16 protein-coding genes are annotated in these 21,263 nt (G+C 39.6%); 9 read left to right on the top strand and 7 right to left on the bottom strand.

Annotated elements, in window-relative coordinates; translation table 11 throughout:
* Positions 1-226: 226 nt before the first annotated feature.
* Positions 227-1,351 carry an AI-2E family transporter gene (locus CA265_10450; GenBank protein ARS40045.1) on the top strand — a complete coding sequence of 375 codons (1,125 nt, stop codon included), beginning with the start codon at positions 227-229 and terminating at the stop codon, positions 1,349-1,351.
* 149 nt (positions 1,352-1,500) lie between these two features.
* Here the strand turns inward: CA265_10450 and CA265_10445 are convergent, their stop codons facing one another.
* From CA265_10445 to CA265_10435, 3 genes are all read right to left on the bottom strand, one after another.
* Positions 1,501-4,269 (bottom strand): hypothetical protein, encoded by a 2,769-nt coding sequence (locus CA265_10445; GenBank protein ID ARS40044.1) that lies wholly within the window; start codon positions 4,267-4,269, stop codon positions 1,501-1,503.
* Between the two features lie 114 nt (positions 4,270-4,383).
* Positions 4,384-4,575, bottom strand: a complete 192-nt coding sequence (locus CA265_10440; GenBank protein ARS40043.1) for an RNA-binding protein — start codon at positions 4,573-4,575, stop codon at positions 4,384-4,386.
* Positions 4,576-4,592: 17 nt separating this feature from the next.
* Positions 4,593-4,847: a hypothetical protein gene (locus CA265_10435; GenBank protein ARS40042.1), complete on the bottom strand. Its 255-nt coding sequence runs from the start codon at positions 4,845-4,847 to the stop codon at positions 4,593-4,595.
* A gap of 205 nt (positions 4,848-5,052) precedes the next feature.
* Between CA265_10435 and CA265_10430 the strand changes: the two genes are divergently transcribed.
* Both CA265_10430 and CA265_10425 read left to right on the top strand, forming a co-directional pair.
* Positions 5,053-7,812 carry a hypothetical protein gene (locus CA265_10430; protein ID ARS40041.1) on the top strand — a complete coding sequence of 920 codons (2,760 nt, stop codon included), beginning with the start codon at positions 5,053-5,055 and terminating at the stop codon, positions 7,810-7,812.
* Positions 7,813-7,868: 56 nt separating this feature from the next.
* Positions 7,869-8,873 (top strand): hydroxyacid dehydrogenase, encoded by a 1,005-nt coding sequence (locus CA265_10425; protein ID ARS40040.1) that lies wholly within the window; start codon positions 7,869-7,871, stop codon positions 8,871-8,873.
* A 95-nt stretch (positions 8,874-8,968) separates the two neighbouring features.
* Here the strand turns inward: CA265_10425 and CA265_10420 are convergent, their stop codons facing one another.
* The 3 genes from CA265_10420 to CA265_10410 form a co-directional block, all read right to left on the bottom strand.
* Positions 8,969-9,769 (bottom strand): type I methionyl aminopeptidase, encoded by an 801-nt coding sequence (locus CA265_10420; GenBank protein ID ARS40039.1) that lies wholly within the window; start codon positions 9,767-9,769, stop codon positions 8,969-8,971.
* 117 nt (positions 9,770-9,886) lie between these two features.
* Complete coding sequence (locus CA265_10415; protein ARS40038.1) at positions 9,887-10,498, bottom strand: hypothetical protein; 612 nt, start codon at positions 10,496-10,498, stop codon at positions 9,887-9,889.
* A 174-nt stretch (positions 10,499-10,672) separates the two neighbouring features.
* Positions 10,673-11,884 carry a hypothetical protein gene (locus CA265_10410; protein ARS40037.1) on the bottom strand — a complete coding sequence of 404 codons (1,212 nt, stop codon included), beginning with the start codon at positions 11,882-11,884 and terminating at the stop codon, positions 10,673-10,675.
* A gap of 285 nt (positions 11,885-12,169) precedes the next feature.
* Between CA265_10410 and CA265_10405 the strand changes: the two genes are divergently transcribed.
* Positions 12,170-12,349, top strand: coding sequence for a histone H1 (locus tag CA265_10405; GenBank protein ID ARS40036.1), 180 nt, complete (start codon positions 12,170-12,172; stop codon positions 12,347-12,349).
* A 97-nt stretch (positions 12,350-12,446) separates the two neighbouring features.
* On the opposite strand, the gene CA265_10400 is transcribed toward CA265_10405, so the two are convergent.
* The gene (locus CA265_10400) at positions 12,447-13,172 is read right to left on the bottom strand and encodes a hypothetical protein (protein ARS40035.1); all 726 of its coding nucleotides are present in this window, start codon (positions 13,170-13,172) and stop codon (positions 12,447-12,449) included.
* Between the two features lie 124 nt (positions 13,173-13,296).
* Here CA265_10400 and CA265_10395 point away from each other — a divergent pair, with 124 nt between their 5' ends.
* The 5 genes from CA265_10395 to CA265_10375 all read left to right on the top strand — a co-directional run bounded on the left by CA265_10395 (position 13,297) and on the right by CA265_10375 (position 21,261).
* On the top strand, positions 13,297-13,515 hold the full coding sequence (locus CA265_10395) for a hypothetical protein (GenBank protein ID ARS40034.1): 219 nt from the start codon (positions 13,297-13,299) through the stop codon (positions 13,513-13,515).
* 305 nt (positions 13,516-13,820) lie between these two features.
* Positions 13,821-14,312 carry a hypothetical protein gene (locus tag CA265_10390; GenBank protein ID ARS40033.1) on the top strand — a complete coding sequence of 164 codons (492 nt, stop codon included), beginning with the start codon at positions 13,821-13,823 and terminating at the stop codon, positions 14,310-14,312.
* Between the two features lie 1,488 nt (positions 14,313-15,800).
* Positions 15,801-16,385, top strand: coding sequence for an RNA polymerase subunit sigma-70 (locus CA265_10385; protein ID ARS40032.1), 585 nt, complete (start codon positions 15,801-15,803; stop codon positions 16,383-16,385).
* 146 nt (positions 16,386-16,531) lie between these two features.
* Entirely contained in the window at positions 16,532-17,653 is a 1,122-nt protein-coding gene (locus CA265_10380) for a hypothetical protein (protein ARS40031.1), read from the top strand.
* A gap of 275 nt (positions 17,654-17,928) precedes the next feature.
* Positions 17,929-21,261, top strand: coding sequence for a SusC/RagA family TonB-linked outer membrane protein (locus CA265_10375; protein ID ARS42956.1), 3,333 nt, complete (start codon positions 17,929-17,931; stop codon positions 21,259-21,261).
* Positions 21,262-21,263: the final 2 nt, after the last annotated feature.

Here is a 21,263-nt window from a genome sequence, read left to right as displayed (position 1 = left end):
ATTTTTTTAAGCTGGGGTTAAATGGTTAATTGTTGAAATCGGTTAATTGACGCCAAGCGCTCACCGCCCACCGCTAACTGCTTAATCGGTTAATTGTTTGAACCGATGAATTGACGCCAAACGCTCACCGCCAAACGCGCAGCACCAACCACGCCAAACCAACAACTAATTATTTAAAACATTTTCACTCCGATGGTGTTTAAACCTCAAATCAGAATAAGCTTTTATGACGAACAATTTACCCCTGACCGTTAAACGATCGATAGAATTATTGGGGCTGATGGCCATTGTAGCCGTTATGGTAATCGGAAGAGACATTATCATGCCCATGTTGATGGCTTTTTTTATCAGCATTATGTTGTTACCGGTATATCGCTTTTTAAAACGAAAAAGAATACCCGAATCATTAGCCATTATTCTATCCATTTTATTGGTCGCGCTCTTTGTAGCCTTGATCGTTTGGTTTTTTTCGAACCAGATTGGCATTTTGGTTAAAGATTTTCCACAGATAAAATCGAATGTAACACAGCATATTAATTCATTGAGCGATTGGATCAGTCGCATTACGCATTACGACGATAAGCAGCAAAAAGCTTTTATACAAACTAAAAGCGACGATCTGATGAACATGGGTACCTCACTAGCTGGTGGTGCCGCTGTAACGTTAAGTGGCATTTTTGTATTTATCGGTTTATTGCCCATCTATATTTACCTGATGCTTTTTTATAAAGACATTTTATTGCGTTTTATATTCATGTGGTTTAAAACCGATGATCACCCAAAAGTGAAAGAAGCGATTTATGAAACGGAATCGATCATTAAAAGTTACTTAATCGGATTATTGATCCAGATCACCTATATGACCATTTTACTGGGCGGGATATTAATGTTAATTGGTATCAAACATGCTTTATTAATTGGGGTGATCTTCGCCATATTAAACCTGATTCCTTATGTGGGCGCTTTAATTGGTAACTTAATTGGGGTGCTGTTAACCCTTACTTCATCGCAAGAATTGTGGCCAGTGATTACCGTTTTAGGAGTTATTGCATTTGTTCAATTTTTAGATAATAACATTTTGATGCCGCGCATTGTAGGCTCTAAAGTAAAAATAAATGCTTTATTTGCCATTCTTGGGGTATTTATTGGTGGCAGTATAGCAGGTGTTTCGGGGATGTTCCTCGCGCTACCCATTGTGGCTGTACTCAAAATTATTTTTGACCGTACAGAATCATTTAAACAATGGGGTGTGTTATTAGGCGATGAACGACCAGCCAAAAGCCCAATGACTTTTCCAAATTTTAGGAAGAAAAAGCCAGTGGCTACCAAAACGGGAATAGAGAAGGGATAGGGATGTAAGGATGGCAGATGGGGAATGTAAGATGGAAGATGGGAAATGGACGATGTAATGGGGTCTGCGGGATTAGCGTAATCTGCGGGAGCACTTAATACTTAGTTTTCCCGCAGATTTAAGAAGATAAACACAGCTGATTTTTAATCTTAACCACCAAATTTACGTACCCTATAAATAAGAGATAACATAAAATATCTGCCTAAGCGGTTAACTTGCCTGTCTACAATTACGTTATCGAAAACATCTCTTGATATGCCGGAGTTTTGATCAAAAAGATCAAATCCTTCTACACGTATAGCGGCCATATCATTCTTCATAAACTTATATTCCATTGATAAACGAAGCAATGTTGGATTTCGCACTGCACCATTATCGAAACCTGAGTTAATTTGCTTGGTGAAATCGTAGCCCAGGGTAAGATCTTTAAAGAAATAATTGCGACCTTCTATGCCGCACTCAAAGCGATTAGACTGGCGGTCGGTAAAGGTGTCATTCGAATATTTGGTCAGGTTTTGGGAATACGAAGTTTCTATTTCAAAGTTGACAATATCTTTCAGGTCTACCCTAAATTCGAGTTCCTGGCGCCAGGCCATATTGCGTGCTTCTATTCTGCTATCATCGGTAAAAGTAATGTTATTGTTCAGCTGGCCCGAACCAGAATAGCCTATGGTAAATTTTCGCTCAGGCGAAAGTGGCTTGCTGATGTCGTAATCACCCTGTAAAGTGTAATATCCGTCTGTGTTGGTGTAGCTGGTCAGCTGATTAACCGTACCAGGTACGCGCTGTTTAGTGGTTACAATCCTGTCGATAGTGCGTTCGTACTTGAAATTGGCCATTATTACTTTTCCTGCACTCCAATCGGCCTGCTTGTAATGCGCATTGACACTGTGGATAAATTCGGGTTTCAGGTTTGGGTTTCCGGTAACAACGTTTTGCAGGTTCGAATTGTCGGATATAGGCTGCAATTGTAAAAATCCAGGTTGGTTATTTCTTCCCCAATAATTAACATCTAACGATTCCTGGTTAGAAAATTTATACGAAAACCGACCAGAAGGGATGAGGTTAAAAGTTCGGTTAACGGTTTGAATGTCATTACTTAAATTCTGCCCCTGAAGCAATGCAGGCTGTGCATTAAGGCCTACTGTATAGTTTAGTTTTTCACCAATATAACGGTAATTCAGTCCCACTTTATTGGTGATGAACTGATAATCATAAATATTGCTGAGGTTCGGGTTAAATACCTGGTTACCATTAGCCACATCATAAGCATCCCTCGAATTATTTGTTGATGATCGGTTCCAGCTATAGTTTACTTCTAAAAAGGTTTTCTTCCAAAGGGGCTCCATATACGATGCACCCACATTAAGTCCTAAATTCCGGCTATTCTGGTTGTTCAGCTGGTTTTGCAGTACCGAATCGGCTACGTTAGCATGAATGTTAATATACTTGTTATATACATTACCATAATTTTCGCCATTGGTGTAATTGATGTTCCCCCAGGAGCTAAGGTTCCGGCCTTTTTTTGAGAATTTATGATTGTAAAAGATATTGGTACGGGCATTTAAATTATTCGAATTACTGAAGTTGTTACTTTCTCTTCGCGTAAACAAGGTATCCTGAGTGATGAGCGAGCTCCCTGTATTATTGCCACTATTGGTGTTGTAAGAAAAGTTTGGAGAAATTTTTAGGTAATTCATCGTATCTATTTTATACTCCAAATTACCACCAAACCAATGGCTATAGTTGTCGCTCTTACTGTTGTTTCGGGCATCTTCAAGCCTGCTCAACGGATTTTGACCTGCATCTTGTAACACACTTTGTGTATAGGTAGAACTAATGGTGTTGTTTTTATTGTTATTGAAATTATATCCCGCATCTGCAGAGAGTTTGGTGTTAAACTCATTTTTATAGTTTAGGCCGATAATATTTCTGGTGGTAATACCATCGCCGCCTCCGCCACGCATATTGGCATTGGCCGAAGTTCCATCGAATGAAATCTGCTGTTCACCTTTCATGCTATTCCCCCTGATATTGGTATTGTAGCGATCGGAGTTACCCACGCCTGCAGAAGCCCTGGCGAAATAACCCTTCTTTTTATCTTCTTCAATGGTTAGGTTCAGCACCTTTTCCGGCTCACCCGTTTTAATGCCGGTAAGTTTGGCCTGATCGCCATAATCGTCGATAAACTGTAGGTTTTTGATGATATCTGCCGGGAGATTTTTAATGGCTGTGGCTACATCTGTTCCGAAGAAATCTTTACCGTTAACACGGATTTTGGTTACTGGCGAGCCCTGACTGGTTACGTTACCATCCTTATCTACCTTAATACCGGGTAATTTTTTCAGTACTTCATCAACAGCATCGCCATCCCTAACTGGAAAGGCCTTGGCACTAAAACTCACGGTATCTTCAGTTACTTTAACAGGAGGGACGCCTGAAATCACTACGCCCTCGAGTGTATTTGATGATGGCTTCAGCCTGATATCAGTAATATTTAAACTATTGCCTTTTTCGATCACATACTTTTTAATAAAGGTGTCGAAGCCAATAAAAGCTGCTGATAAGGTAAACTGTTTGGATTTAATTTTATCTAATGCAAATGTACCATCAGGATTGGCAGAGGTGCCTATGCTGTCAGCACCGAATTTAATCCTCACTACCGCACCAGGAAGTGGTAAGCCTGCGGTATCAAGCACAATACCCTTTACGGTATAATTTTGTGCGTTACTGTTTGTGAAAATACCTGCAAAGAGCAGGAGTAGCCAAATCGATTTAGTAAAAGCCCTCATGAGTTTATTTGTGTGTGGCATAAAAGTACGGAGCAGCGTGCTAACACTGTTCAGCGTAATCAACATGTTACTAATTTTGGCTGTTTTATCGGTTAATGTGGTGATTTTCGCCTGGTTATCAGGCAAAATGATCGATTTATGATCATGAAGGTGTAATTCGTATAAAAGATGGAGTTTTTATCCAAAATAAACGAACGAATGGTATTTTAAATTAAGATTCCAGCTTAATTTCAGGGCATTCTATTTTGTGTGCTCTTGTAATACCACGTTTCTGCCAAGGGTTTTGAACCTAATGGCGTTGTCTTGTTCTACTGTAATTGTAATGTGACCTGTTTTACTGGTATTTATATCGCTCACCTTGCCAGATTTACCGATATGCGTTCCTTTAACTACCGTGCAGTAGTCGCCATCTTTTAAATTTGTAGTCTCCATTTAGCTTTTTGCGGGCTTTAATTTGTCTCTGAACTCCGTAATTTTATTTCGGTATTTAGCTGACTTAATTTAATTACCACGGGTAACCAAACCAGCATAAGGCCCGGAATAATGGCAAGCAATACAAAGTTTTGTTTTTTAACAATCAGATATAAAAGTGCACCAATAAGAAACAGCATGACAATAGCACTTCCAATTAAAATACCACTCAATTGTTTTTTCTGTTTGTTTAATTCGGTTAGGGTAAGTTCGGATAACTTGTTGTCTTTCATAGTAGATCGGTTAGGGTTCTTCGTAAAATTATAAAATTTTTAATGTTTTTTAAGTCCTGAAGGATGAAAGATGTAAAATGCTGGTTAGGCAATCTTATCTAAGCACAAAATCCATTATCTTGTAAAAGTTCGGTTTAATAAAACCAAAAATTTTTATTTAAAGGTGCAAAACTGGCGTTGTTTTAAGGCTAATACCAAGTATATCATGATCAAAAGATTACTACCACTATTGTTACTATTGGTTTCTTACTCGATTTTTTCGCAGGAAACTACTAAAACCTATCTTTCCGGAACGGATAAAGATCATACCAAACAATGGGATTTTTATTGTACAGCCGGTCGTAAAAGCGGCATATGGACTAAAATACCCGTGCCCTCTAACTGGGAATTACAGGGCTTTGGAAGTTACAACTACGGGCATGATAAAGTTAAAGCCAACGAACAGGGCATCTATCGTTATGAATTTCCGATGGGTAAAATTACTGGGAAAAAGGTGTTCCTGGTTTTTGAAGGCGCTATGACCGATACCAAGGTAAGCATTAACGGAAAACTGGCCGGAGATTTGCACCAGGGCGGATTTTATCGTTTTAAATATGACATTACCTCGCTGGTAAAACCCGGTGAGCAGAATTTACTGGAAGTAACGGTTGATAAGATGTCGGCAAATACTTCCATTAATAAAGCAGAAAGAACAAGTGATTTTTGGGTTTTTGGCGGCATCTTCCGCCCGGTTTACCTGGAAACGGTTCCGGATAAATTTATAGAAAGGGTGGCGGTAAATGCTAAAGCCGACGGGACTTTTCAGCTGGATGTTTATGGCCAAAACTTAGCTGCTGACGATATTCTTGAAGCCCAGGTAAAAAAAATAAATGGTGAAAACCTAGGTAAAGCGTTTGCTGTGAAGGTGAATTTAGAAAAGGGTATACAAACCTTGAATTCTACTTTCTCCAAACCTTTATTATGGAGCAGTGAATTCCCTAATCTGTATCAGGTAGTGGTGCGGATCAGGAATAAACAGCAGATTATTCATCAGGTGAAACAAAAGTTCGGTTTTCGGACACTTGAACTGCGAAATGGCGACGGTTTTTATGTTAATGGAGCGAAAATGATTTTAAAAGGTGTTAACCGCCACAGCTTTTGGCCTGAAAGCGGACGTACATTAAGTCCTGAGGTACATTTAATGGATGTGAAGTTAATGAAAGAAATGAACATGAATGCCGTTCGCATGTCGCATTATCCACCAGATGCAGAATTTCTGGATGTCTGCGATTCATTAGGTTTATATGTGATTAATGAGTTAACAGGCTGGCAGGCAAAATACGATAATACCGTTGGGCACAGGCTGGTAAAAGAACTTGTCATCAGGGATGTAAACCATCCTTCTATTATATTTTGGGCCAATGGCAACGAGGGGGGATTTAATACTGACCTCGATAATGATTATGCCTTATACGATCCGCAGAAACGTACCGTAATCCATCCCTGGGAGAAGTTTAACGGAACCGATACCAAACATTATCCGGATTATAATTATATGGTTAAGGCGGCTAATTCAGGCCAGGAAGTTTTCTTTCCCACAGAGTTTATGCATGGCCTTTACGATGGGGGTGCCGGTGCCGCTTTAGACGATTTCTGGAATCAGATGCTCATTCACCCACATGGCGCTGGTGGTTTCATTTGGGCTTTGGTGGATGAAAATGTAATCCGGACAGATAAAAACGGTATTTATGATGGTGATGGAAACCATGCGCCTGATGGAATTGTTGGGCCGCATCGCGAAAAGGAAGCCAGTTTTTACACCATAAAAGAGATCTGGTCTCCTGTTTTTGTGGATCTGCCAAAAATTGACAAAGATTTTAAAGGTAAAATTGCCATGGAGAACCGTTTCAGTTTTACCAATCTTGATCAATGCACTTTTAAATGGAAATTAGTTACTTTTCCGTTAGCTGATGATGCTGGAACAAAGGCTATGGTAAAGGCCAGTGGGGTGGCAACTTCTAAGCTTAAACCTGGAGAAAAAGGTTTGCTCGATCTGGCTTTGCCAAAATCGTGGGCACAAAGCGATGCTTTATATCTAACCGCTTATGGGGCCGATAAGAAGGAAATATTTACCTGGAGCTGGCCGATAAATACTGCGGCTTTAATTGTAGATAAGCAAAAAACGATTGTATCCAATTCGGGCGTAAAAGCTGAAGAAACTGATCAATCGATTGTGATTAAACAGGATGATATTGCCTATTATTTTGAAAAGTCAACAGGGTATCTGCAGAAAGTGCTTAAAGGCAATACGGTTATTTCTTTGTCAAAAGGTCCGGTGTTAGCCGGTGTAAATACCGAATTGAAAAATTTTAATCATAGGGCAGAAGGAGCAAAGTATATCGTCGAGTCTGACTACCAGGGTGCAGGTGGTTTGCATGCCAGGTGGACATTCGAGCCTGGAAAGCTGGCAAAACTCGAATACCAGTTTAACCAACAGGGCGAGGCTGATTTTATGGGCATTACCTTTAATTATCCGGAGGATAAAACTACTGGGATGAAATACCTTGGCCGTGGCCCATACCGGGCCTGGAAAAACAGATTAAAAGGACAGCAGTTTGGGGTTTGGCATAAGGATTATAATAATTCAATCACCGGCGAAACCTGGGGATATCCTGAGTTTAAAGGTTATCATGCAGAAGTGAACTGGGTAACTATAGAAAATAAGGAAGCCCCGTTTACCGTTTATATACCCGATCAAGATACTTATCTGCAAATGTTCAGGCCTGCCCGCGAAGCTGCGGCATTAAGCAATAACAATGTAGAACCTGCCTTTCCCGAAGGGAGCATTGGCTTCTTAAAAGGGATAAGTGCCATTGGTACTAAGTTTCAGTCAGCTTTATTATTAGGGCCTCAGAGTCAGAAAAACAAAGCTGATGGTAAAACTTTTAAAGGGACACTATTATTCGATTTTGGACATGAACATTAGCAATCAGAAGTCAAAGCAGCACATCAAAGCCATATTTAATCCGTATTTTTAACCATATGAAGATTGTATTTTTTTCTGCGAAGCCTTACGACCATGAATTTTTTGAAAGTGCTAACAAACATTATGATTTTGAACTGGAATTTTGGGAAACCCATCTCGGACCTCATATTGCCGACGCGATAAAAGCTGGTACTGATGTGGTTTGTGTATTTGTAAACGATAAACTTACGGCTGAGGTTATCGCTACATTGGCACAAAAGGGGGTAAAAATTATTGCCTTGCGTTGTGCAGGCTTTAATAATGTGGATTTGAATGCGGCCAAACAACACGGCATTCGTGTTTGCCGTGTTCCGGCTTATTCGCCACAAGCCGTTGCAGAACATGCAGTAGCCATGTTGCTTACCCTAAATCGTAAAACCCATAAGGCTTATAATCGTGTACGTGAACAGAATTTTTCACTCTCGGGTTTAATGGGTTTTAATCTTTTTGGAAAAACAGTAGGGGTGATTGGTACCGGGGAAATTGGCACTGCTTTCTGTAAAATTATGCTTGGTTTTGGTTGCCGCGTAATGGCTTTTGATCCTTTTGTGAATGCATCATTAGCAAGTGCAGGCGTAGAGTATTTGCCGTTTCATGAAGTCATAAAAGAAGCGGATATGATTTCGCTGCATTGCCCGCTTACACCAGAGAACCATTACCTGATTGGATCGAATAGCTTATCGACGATGAAAAAAGGGGTGACATTAATCAATACAAGCAGGGGTGGATTGATTAATACGCGAGAGGTAATTGAAGCCCTAAAAACCGGGCAGCTTGCTGCACTGGGAATCGATGTGTACGAGCAGGAAGAACAGCTCTTTTTTAAAGATCTTTCCGGAAGTATTATTGGAGATGATGATATTCAGCGATTAATCAGTTTTCCGAATGTTTTGCTCACCGGACATCAGGCTTTTTTTACACAAGAGGCCTTAACAGAAATTGCAGAATCTACTTTGAAAACGGTTAAGATATTATCGGAAAATAAGGCTGAAGAGGAAGTTTCAGATGCAATATTGGTTTAATAAGGCAGCAGTTTGATACCAGGAAATAAAATTGAACGCATGGAGCTTTTAGTGAAGGTTGCCACAAAAATCTCCATGCGCGTTGTATTGTTGTTCTAGTAATAAGAAGTATTGAGGTTGCTGTTCTGCTTTTCTGCGGCTTCGATAGGCGCATAATTAGAGAGAATAAGCGCTTCACCCTTTTTAATGCATACATCATGTTCAAAATGCACAGAAGGACTTCCGTCTGCTGTTCTGATTGTCCAGCCATCTTCATCCAGAAAGACGTCTTTTTTACCCATATTGATCATGGGCTCTATGGCCACCACCAGATTTTCTCGTAATAGTAAACCATTGCCTTTTCTTCCATAATTAGGTACCTGCGGATCTTCATGCATGTCTTTACCTAAACCATGGCCAACCAGGTCTCTTACAACGCCGTAACCCTGCTTTTCGTTATGGCTTTGGATAGCTGCGCCAATATCGCCTATGCGTTTACCTACAACAGCTTCTTTAATTCCAAGAAAAAGCGATTCCTTAGTTGTTTTAACCAGCTTTAATACTGCCTCCGATACTTCTCCGATGATAAAAGTATAAGCATGATCGCCGTGAAAACCATTTTTTATGGTCCCCACATCTACTGAGATAATATCGCCATCTTTCAATTCATCTTTAGTCGGAAAGCCATGTACCACCACATCATTTACCGAGGTAATAATATGGAAAGGAAAGCCATTATAGTTGTAAAAGGAAGGTACAGCACCGTTATCAAGTATAAATTCGTTGGCTATCCTGTCAATTTCCAGGGTTGTAATGCCTGGCTTTAATATTTTAGCTACTTCTGCAAGGGTATCGCTCACCAGTAAGGCACTGATTTGCATCAGTTCTACTTCTTCGTTGGTTTTATATAAAATCATTGCCGCAAATTTAGCAAAAGAAGCCGAAAGGAAAAAAGGAGAAGGCCGGAGCGGTAAAAGATTGAATGCCTAAATGTTAGCATGATGGGTTGTAGAGGATTAAATATCCGCCGATCATTAAGAGCACAGCCTGTAATCGAGTGTTAAAACTTTATTTCTGATTCTGCTCAGGGTTTCAAAGCGCATGCCGAGGTAGCTGGCCAGATAACGCTGCGGTATTCTGTTGATGTCCAGATCACTTTGCTGGAGTTTTCGGTACCTGCTCATCGCTTTTGGTATCCTGGCCAGGATCGACCTTTCTGATGCCGCATAATAATGAAGCGCCAATAGTTTTCTGCCGATCAGGTTGGCCTCCGGATAGTTGGCATACATCAAATCGATTAGGGTGTAAGGAATACAGATCAGCTGGCAGTCTTCCAGGGCCTGCAGGTATTCTATCGAATGACTAGGCTGCTGGTCAGGGTGACGTATAGCGCCTATTAATTCATTTCCAAAGCTAAACCAGGTGCTGATATCCTTTTTGCCATCACGTACAAAGCCACGAACGAGCCCTTTAACCAAAAAATATAACGAAGCATTACTGTCTATTGGAGAAAGGATATGTTTATTTTTTTTGACATGGATGAGCTTACAAGATTTTTCATGTTCGGCTTTAAAGGCTTCAGATAGGGGATAGAACTGCTCAATATAATCGAAAAGCGGACGTAAAAATGATGTTGAATAGGGCATAGTTCAGGCGGTTTAGATTTTTGAGAAACGATTTAAAGCATACTCATTTGAAATAACATAAGCATATGATGATCTCTAATCAAAGATAACTGGTATTTCAATTTTTGGTGAAATACACAGCGGTTGTGGCCTCTAACGATACGATCGTTAGACTAAAAATGGGTTAATAATAGTTTAATGACTTAATTCCTGTGCAAAATAGGAGGTTGGCATTAAACCCGTTTCTTTTTTAAATGCATTGTAAAACGTAGCCAGACTTTTAAAACCGGCTTCAGAAGCAATGGCTTCGATGGTTATTTTATCCGATTTAAGCGGATACTGCTTTAAAAAATGATCTACCCGGTAGCTGTTTATCCAGTCGCGGAAATTTTTCCCGATATGTTTGTTAATTACAAAAGAGCAATGGTGGATCGGGATATTAAGTTTGGCCGCCAGATCGATAATCTGAAAATCGTGAACCAGGTAAAGTTGTTCTCCCTGCATTATTTCTTTCATCGCTAGGGCATAGTCAGACAGCTGGGCATCCAGAAGATTAATTTTTTTGACAGCTGCATGCGTAGGTTTTGCCTCTTCTTCTGATGAGGAAATTAGTGAGGCATCAGTTTCTGTTTTCTTAGCTGCAGGTTTTTTAGTCCAGTCTACAGCCACCAGCAAATAGCCATAAAAAATATAAGGCTTGTGAAGCGCATATAATAAAATGACCAGCAGCGCCAGGCAATTGAGCACAATAAACGAAGCATTAACATATGGAATGTGTAAACCTCTTAAAATAATGGGTACCAAACTAAACAGCTGGAAGAAGGTGGCAATCCGGAGAAAAAAGATGATCCATTTTCTGCCTTCACCTTCGAGTATTTGTTGTGTGTTGTTTTTTAGGCGGAGAACGGCAATCCAGGTCAGGCATAAATAACCAAATACCAGTATGGGCCTGAATAAGTAATGGAAATATGGCGGAAACAATCCACTTTTTGCTTTCAGTGAGAAGTAACCATTTTCTGCTAACTGCTTTCCTATCAAATCCCAATCGAGTGCGGTAGTGAAATGCCATGGAATAACATGGATAACAGCCAGTAAAGCGGGTAAAAAATGAAGCCATTCTATTTTTTCTAAACTTTTACGATCCTGCAGAAAGCCTGTGATGTAGAGGTAAAAGCAGGCAGGTGCAGCATAATACAAAGGCGTAAAAGTCTGATAAAAGAAGGCTAAGGTATTGGGCTGACCAGATTTAAAAAGCAATGAAGTTAAAATTTGACCAAAGCGGGCAAAAAAGATTACCGACAGCAGAATGTTAAGCAGTTTATTCCCTTTTTTTGCGAAAAAAAGGTGCATAGAGAATAAAAGTAAGAATAGACAACTGGTACTAACAATAAGGTTCAAAGACTGCATATTTCCAACCAAGATAAAACATAATTGTTAAATTAAATTACCCTAATTGTAAATTTTTTATTCTTGAAAATTTGGTGCATAAAATGCTAAAAATGAAGTTGTTTTTGGTTAAAAACGGGGCTAATAAGGCTGCTATCGCCATTAATTTTAAACTATTCGCAATAATGATTTGGTATAAACGTTTGTTTAATTTATAAAAAGCAATAGTTTTGCGGCCCGTTTATTGTAGAGCGGAAAGCAATATTATTTAATTGATGGAAACTTCCATCCCTATAAAAGAAAATTATGGACAAATTTAAAAAAGTACAAGATCTAATCTCTTCTGTTGAAGCAGATGTAACTAAGTTTTATGATGGTGGTAATGCTGCAGCTGGTACACGTGTGCGTAAAGCAATGCAAGACCTAAAAGTTTTAGCCCAGGAAATTAGAGCTGAAGTAACTGATAAAAAAAATAGCGCTAAATAATTTGTTATCGCTTTTAAAAAGAAAGCCCGTGTTTTATTACGCGGGCTTTCTTTTTAGGTACTTATCTCATCTTCAATGCCTTATTCCCATGTGAAAATTACTTATTGCGCTTACTGGTGATGAGTTTATCGGTGAAGAAATCACGGAAATCATTGTAATAAAGGTCGCCAACAGTAAAGCTGGTATGGTTAGAAAGGGTTACCCTCGTGCCCTCTACATGTAAAATATGATTAATGGAGATAATATAACCCCTATGCAGCTGGATAAAGCCTTTTTTAATGTTCAGTTGTTCTTTAACATCTTTCAAGCTTAAATAAGCAATAATTATTTTCTCTTTGGTATGGATTTTAACATAGTTGTGGAAGCTTTCGAAAGCAATGATATCTGCATAGTGCACTAAAACGGCTTTGTGGTCTTCTGATTTATTTTTGACCAAAAAATAAGTTTCCTGACTTGTCTTTTCTATTTCCTTCTCAAAAACACGGTTTACTGTTAAGGCAAATTTTGCGTAGCCGTAAGGTTTAAGTAAATAAGCATCAGCTTCTGCTTCGAATGCTTCAAACGCATATTCCTCATGGGAAGTGGTAAATATCAGTTTTCTGGTTTTAGAGCGGATGGCTTTAGAAAGTTCGATGCCCGAAATCTGTGGCATTTGGATGTCCATAAATATCACATCTACCTGGTCTATATTTTTAAGCGCGTTCAGGGCTACTACCGGATCGGTGTAACTGGCCAGAAGCTTCATATTCGGGGTATCTGCTATATATTTTTCAAGACCGGAAATCGAGTTTTGTTGGTCATCAATGGCTATACACTTAATCATTTGTTAATCTTCTTGGTACACATAACGAAATTACACCTTTTCATACCGAAAATAGAACGCTTTATCCCGTTTCGCCTAAAATTTTCTTTCTATTGGCTAATTTAAGGTAAAAAAGTGCTTTATGATGTATACAGGAGTGATTAAATGGTATAATCCGATAAGAGGTTTCGGGTTTATCGCACCCGATGGTGGAAAAGAAATGATTTATGCGGATAACCAGAAACTGATTGGGATTTATCGCCCTTCTTTAATCGTAGGAACCAAGGTTCGCTTTGATTTAGAACAAGGGCAGGTGGGATGCCAGGCGACTAATATCGTCGTTCTGAATATGGGTTTCGATTAGCATTTACACCGATCCATAACGAAAACAGACCGATCTGTGTAACCTATTGCTGGAAATAGGGACAGAGTACGATCTTCGCCAACACCAATGAAAATTTGAAATTTTAAAGCAGACGGCGTTTGGTTTGGGAGCAATAAGCATTAAAATTTTTTATTTAACATCTACCTATTAAATTTCATATCTGGATTATCTCTCTCTCCTATCTAAATTAGCGCTCTTTTTTTAGATAGGATTTTTTTTTGGATAACGTTTTTGCTTAAATTCGTCATACTCTTTAGGATACGGATACTTTAAAGCAATTGTTTATGAATGTCAAAAACTTAGTTCTTTTATTGAGCACAGTTTCTACTGCGCTTATTGGTGGCCTTTTTTATGCGTATTCCTGTTCCGTTATTCCAGGCCTTGCCCGTCTTTCCGATGCTTCCTTTTTACAAGCCATGCAATCCATTAACCGGGCGATTTTAAATCCGTTATTTTTTATTTCCTTTATGGGTACGCTGGTTATATTACCCATAAGTGTTTGGTTTTTCAGAGAACAACCCATGGTATTTTACCTGCTTTTAGCAGCAAGCTTATTGTATTTTGGTGGCGTTTTTCTGGTTACCATCATAGGCAATGTGCCCCTCAATAACCTTTTGGATGGGGCAAATCTTGATCAGCTGCATGCAACTGAACTTACTGCATTACGCCAAAAATTCGAACCAGACTGGAATTTATTCCATCGGATCAGAACCATCGCTTCATTTATCTGTATTGTACTGGTCGCCTATGCTGTAATATTAAGCCGAAATCCTTAAAAGCCAATATATCAATCTTATTGAAGCGGCTATCCTTTACGTTACACTAACCCACAACATTCTGTTAACCATCACAAAAAGCGGAAAGAAGGACTTTCAGACTTACAGGGCAAAAAACACTGCTTTACATAGAATATTTTTTTGGAGCGCATTGCCTGTGCAGCTATTAAAGTTTTTTCCCGTGCTTCGCTGTATCCCTCCGCTGCGCTTCGGGGATGCCGCTACGCCCGTGGCTAGTTACGCCGGGCACTGCAAAAAATGAGGGCTAAAAATTTCCTTGAGAAATATTTGTGGTTTTAATGAACAGGCCTTTGTTCAATAAACCTTATTGTAGCGGTTATCCTTTTTGTTGCACTAAGCCACATTATCCCCTCAGCCATCACAAAAAGATAAAAGCGGAAGAAGGACTGCCGGACCTACAGCGCACTGCACTTGCTTTACAAAACAGGAATTTATGCTTTTTTTCGAAGCGGCTTGCCTGTGCAACGATAAAGTTTTTTCCCGTGCTTTGCTGTATCCCTGCGCTGCGCTTCGGGGATGCCGCTACGCCCGGGGGCTAGTTACGCTGGTACTGCAAAAAAAATAAGGGCAAAAATTTCCTTTCGAGAAATATTTGTGGTTTTAATGAACAGGCCTTTGTTCAATAAACCTTATTGTAGCGGTTATCCTTTTTGCTCCACCAAGCCACATTATCATGCTAACCATCACAAAAAGATAAAAGCGGAAAGAAGGACTGCCCGACCTACAGTACGCTGCACTTGCTTTACAAAAACAGGACTTTATGCGTTTTTTCGAAGCGGCTTGCCTGTGTAACGATTAAAGTTTTTTCCCGTGCTTCGCTGTATCCCTCCGCTGCGCTTTGGGGATGCCGCTACGCCCGGGGCTAGTTACGCTGGTACTGCAAAAAATAGGGGCAAAAATTTCCTTTCGAGAAATATTTGTGGTTTTAATGAACAGGCCTTTGTTCAATAAACCTTATTGTAGTGGCTATCCTTTTTGTTGCACTAAGCCACATTATCATGCTAACCATCACAAAAAGATAGAAGCGGAAAGAAGGACTGCCGGACCTACAACGCGCTGCACTTTGGTTTTCGAAAACAGGACTTTATTCATTTTTAGAAGCGGCTTGCATGTGCTACTTATTAAAGTTTTTTCCCGTGCTTCGCTGTATCCCTCCGCTGCGCTTCGGGGATGCCGCTTCGCCCGGGGCTAGTTACGCTTTTTCTGCAGGGATGCTGGTGTAAAGACGGGATAACTTAAATTTATTTCAGTGTCTCATCGACTAAATTCATGATTAAATAATAAGTTAGTTTATTTATGGTCGTTTTTTGATCACAAAACCTTTGAAAATTGTTTAATTTTTCTCTATGAGCTGTAAAATGCGCTAATTCATTGTAAAAAAGCTGTAAATATGAATATTTCAGTAAGATAAGTGCTAATATGGTACAATGAAACCGATTGTATTTGTATTATCTTTGTGTGATCTCTATGCGTGTTTACGGTTCATATTCTGATAGCGAATTGGCATTCTTGTTAACTCAAGGTGACGAATTGGCTTTTACTGAAATTTATAACCGCTTTTATGGACTACTTTTTATCCATGCCAGCAGGCGCTTAAATGATGAGGAAGAAGCAAAAGATGTATTACACCAGTTATTCGAATCGCTTTGGGTGAAACGTTTGCAGGTTGCTCCTGACGGTAATTTATCGGCTTATTTATACACAGCAGTGCGTAACCGTGTACTGGATGTGTTTGCGCATCAAAAAGTAGAAAGTAAATACGTTGATTCTTTACAGGATTACATCGATCAGGATCACGTATCGACTGATTATCGGGTGCGAGAAAAGCAAATGGCACTATTAATTGAGCAGGAAATTGATGCTTTGCCACCCAAAATGCGCGAAATATTTATTTTAAGTCGAAAAGAAAATAAATCGCATAAAGAAATTGCACTCGAACTGGGGCTTTCTGAATTAACGGTTAAAACACAGGTTAAAAAAGCACTAAGAATCCTTAAATCGCGGTTAGGGCTGGTGGTTTATGTTGCTTTTCTTTTGAAAACCTATCGGTAATCTGTTGAAAACTGCTTAAAAATGCAGTCTTTTCTCTTTAAAATAAGGTGTATTGTAAATATTTTAAAAAAAAATAATTTTCCGATACCCCCAGGGCTATACCTTCGCCGTATATACTTTAATTAACCAAACAAACTTCTTTTTTGATGGAGAAAAATGCGAAAAAGCTTTTAGATAAATATCTTGCGGGCAACTGTACGCCTGAGGAGGTGACTATTATTGAAGATTGGTACCTTCAGCTCACTTTTCAAAAAGAAGCACCCAGTCATGCACTTATAGAATCCAGTAAACAGGAAGTTTGGAACCAATTAAGTCCTCGCAGCAGGTCTTTAAAAATGGTTATGGTTAAGCGTTTTGCCATTGCGGCAAGTATTATTTTATGCTTTAGCTTAGGACTTTATTTTATTGTACAGCGCAATGCCACCTCATTAACAGCCAAAACAGAACTGAAAGATATTCTTCCTGGCGGACATCAGGCGGTGCTTACACTGGCTGATGGAACTGTTGTCGATCTGGATGATGCTAAAAATGGTCAGATTGCCAATCAAAATGGTATCATCATCCGTAAGGCTAAAAACGGCCAGCTCGAATATATTATCAAAGAAATTCCGAATGCTGCGGCTATTAGCGGCTCAAATACCATTGCAACGCCAAGAGGTGGACAATATCAGGTAAGCCTGCCTGATGGTACAAAAGTTTGGCTTAATGCAGCCACAACCTTAAAGTACCCTTATGCATTTGCCAAAAACGAAAGGGTAGTTGAGCTAAATGGAGAAGCCTATTTCGAAGTTTCGAAAGACCATACCCGTCCTTTCAGGGTAAAAACAGATGCCCAAACCGTAGAAGTTTTAGGCACACACTTTAATGTTAACGCCTACGGCGATGAGCCTATGGTTAAAACCACCTTGTTAGAAGGTGCCGTAAAAGTGAGTGCTGCATCGGCCACGGTAAATCTGCACCCGGGTGAACAATCGCAGTTTAATGCATACAATGCCAGGTTATCTGTCAATCAACAGGTCGATATCGATAAAGAAATGGCCTGGAAGAACAATATTTTTTCTTTCGATAATGATGATTTGCAAACCGTTATGCGGCAAATTTCGCGCTGGTATGATGTGGATGTGGTTTATCAGGGCAAAATCAGACCAGAAAAATATGTAGGCGAAATACCGAAGAACAGTAATCTGGCAGAGGTTTTTAAAATATTAGAACTTAACCATGTACATATTGAGGTAAAGGGTAAAATACTTACTGTATCAGGAAATTAAACAAGAATGGCTTTTCTATAAACAGCCGAGAAATCAACCAACCAATTCACGAACTAACTAAACTTTATGATGAAAAAACTACCAGAAATTTAGCATTCTACCTTTAAAAAAAACCGAAAGCGCGACAACGCTTCCGGTAGAAATTTGGACAAGCAGCTTGCTTCGAAACCCAGCTGCTATTTTTTAACCTCATTCATTACAAAGGTATGAAATTAACTACCCTTTACAACCCCGTGTGCGACATGCGGAGGGTAAAGATTAAATTTTTATTGGTCATGAAATTGACTACAATCTTACTATTGGTCGGTGCTTTACATTTGTCGGCAGCCACCTTCTCCCAAACAGTAACGCTCTCTCGAAGAAAAACCTCGCTTAAACAAGTTTTTAAGGAGATAAAAAAGCAAACGGGCTATTTTTTCTTTTACAAAGGTCAGTTGCTGCAGGATAAACCAGATGTTACCGTCGAGTTTGTTAAGGCATCGTTGACAGATGCGTTGAATGCTTCTTTAAAAGATCAAAACTTGAGCTATAGCATTGTGAACAAAACGATCGTAATCAGTAGACAGGAAAATGTAGCTCTTACACCAGAACGTGCAGCTGTAAAAGTTGAAGTTAAGGGTGTAGTGTTTGATAAAACGACAGGTGAAACCATTCCAGGTGTTACCATTTCCGTTAAAAATGGTGCAAGTGTAGGCGTTACCAACGATAAAGGAGAATTTAAAGTCAATGTTGATGAAGGAAGTATTCTGGTGTTTAGTTATGTCGGCTACGACTTGTTAGAAGCGAAAGCTACAGGAGGAAAAACACTTGAGATTAAGCTTAACGCTAAATTAACCCAAATGAACGATGTGGTGGTAACGGGTTATCAAACGATTAAAAAAGATAACTATACCGGTAATGCGATAACCATATCTGGTGATCAGCTGAAAAGGGTAAATCCACAAAATCTGCTTCAAAGTATTGGAACATTCGATCCTTCATTTAAACTGATCGATAATAATCTGGCAGGCTCCAATCCCAACAGAATTCCTTCCATCAATGTTAGAGGCGCTTCTGCACTGCCAAGCGGTGATGGGCAGGTGTTAAGGAGGGACGACATTCTTGGAACCGCAAACATGCCTGTTTTCATGCTCGATGGATATGAAGTAAGCGTGCAGAAAGTATTCGATTTGGATGTGAATAGAATTGCATCAGTTACCTCATTGAAAGATGCAGCGGCAACAGCAATCTATGGTTCACGCGCAGCCAATGGTGTAATTGTGATTACCACTAAAACACCTCTTGAAGGGAAATTAAGGGTAGAATACAACTACGAATTGAATCTTACTGCTGCAGACCTAAGTGATTACCAGGTTTTAAATGCAGCTGAAAAACTAGATTATGAAGTCCTGGCAGGATTATACAATTCTGCGAAACAACAGGTGTCTCAGGATCAGCTCGATGAAATATATTACCACAAAAAAGCCAATGTGATTGGTGGCGTTAACAGTTATTGGCTATCGCAACCCCTGCGTAACACGATTGGACATAAACATGCGGTGAATCTGGATGGTGGTTCACAGGCCTTTAGGTATAATGTAAACCTTCGCTACCAAACAAGACCCGGAGCCATGAAAGGGTCTGAAAGGAATCAATATTCAGGTGGAATGAGTTTTCAGTATAATCTGAACAAAATTCAATTCAGAAATGAGTTATCCATAACACAAGTGGGCGCTACCGAATCTCCCTATGGCGATTTTTCTAATTATGTACGGATGAATCCCTATTATCCATTGCAGGATGCCAATGGCATGATTATGCGGATTTCGGATGTATATGAAAAACAAGACCGATCGAAAGAATATGTTTTTAATCCATTGTATGATGCCTCTTTAAGTAGTTTCAATAAATCCAAGTACACCGAAATTATTGATAACCTTTCTGCGGATGTAGAGGTGGCTAAGAACCTTCGGTTAAGGGCTCAAATGAGCATAACCACACGATCGAATTCTGATGATGTATTTACCTCGCCGCTGGCAAATAAATATTACCTGTACACAACAGATAAAATAGAGGAGAAGGGGGAATACATGAACAGGGAAATGAAGGAAACCTATTGGGATAGTAATATTAGGTTAACCTGGCTCAAGCAGATCGGTGACAATTATTTTAACGCATTGGTAGGGGTTAATGCCCGCACAGAGCTGCGCGATCAAAAAGAATTTACGGCTATCGGATTTGCCAATGATCGTTTTACCAGTATAGGCTTTGCCAAGGGTTATGCTGAAGATGGAAAACCTCAAAGCAGGCTCGAAAAAGCACGACTTTTTGGCTCTTTCTTTACCATGAACTACTCCTATAAAAATAGATACCTGATGGATGGAACTGTTCGTATTGATGGTTCTTCAAAATTTGGAGTGAACAACAAACTGGCTCCTTTTTGGTCATTCGGATTAGGATGGAATGTACACCAGGAAGAATTTCTTAAGGGCAATAATGTCATTAGCCAGTTGAGAATAAAGGCCTCCACCGGACTAACGGGTTCGGTAGAATTTGATCCTTACTTATCAAAAACCATTTATAAGTATAATACCGGAAATTGGTATTCATCGGGTATTGGTGCCAACGTAAACAATTATGGGAATGAAAACCTGGGCTGGCAAAAAACGAGGATGACGGATATTGGTATCGATATCGGGTTGTTTAAAGATCGTATCATGATTACGCCGAGGATCTATAAGAAGTTTACCAAAGATATTTTGGCTGATATTACCTTACCGCCATCAACAGGATTTCTATCCTATAAAGAAAACCTTGGCGACATGGAGAACAAAGGTGCTGAATTGGGCTTAACCGTAGATGCTGTAAGAAGCAAAGACTGGTCGGTAAACCTGAATGCAAGCATGGTTTCCAACAGAAACAAAGTAGTGAGAATTTCAAATGCCTTAAAAAAATACAATGATCGGGCAGACGAACTGCAGTCGTTGAAACCAGGAGATGGCGGTTACAGAGGGATTCCCTTACTTCGGTTTAGCGAAGGACAACCATTTAATGCCATTTATGGTGTGCGGTCGCTGGGCATAGATCCTGAAAACGGACGTGAGCTCTATATCAAAAAAGATGGTACACTTACCTATGATTATGATAAGAGAGATTATGTGGTAATAGGCGATCCTAATCCGAAAGTGAGCGGCTACTTTGGTGGAACGGTTAACTACAAAAGATTTAGTCTTTATGTGCAGTTTCAAACTTTTTTCGGGGGCGACAAATATAACCTCACCCTGGTAGAGCGGGTTGAAAATGCTGATCCAAAATATAACGTTGATAAGCGTGTATTCGAAGAAAAATGGAAGCAATCTGGCGATCTCTCTTTTTATAAGAATATAGCAGATAATGGCGAGACCGATGTGAGCTCGAGATTTATACAACCTGATAATCTGATCAACCTTCAGTCACTCAACGTTTCTTATGATATGAATAAAAAATTCGCATCTAAATTATCAATGACGAGTCTGATGTTTCAGGTGACGGCCAATGATTTGGTGCGTTGGTCATCAGTAAAAGAAGAAAGGGGAATTAATTATCCGTTTACCAGGAGTTTAACCTTTTCAATTAGAGCAGCTTTTTAAGC

It is taken from the genome of Sphingobacteriaceae bacterium GW460-11-11-14-LB5 (assembly GCA_002151545.1).
GTDB lineage: Bacteria > Bacteroidota > Bacteroidia > Sphingobacteriales > Sphingobacteriaceae > Pedobacter.
The sequence above is the reverse complement of the archived record's forward strand: the minus strand, read 5'-3'. Positions and strand labels throughout refer to the sequence as shown.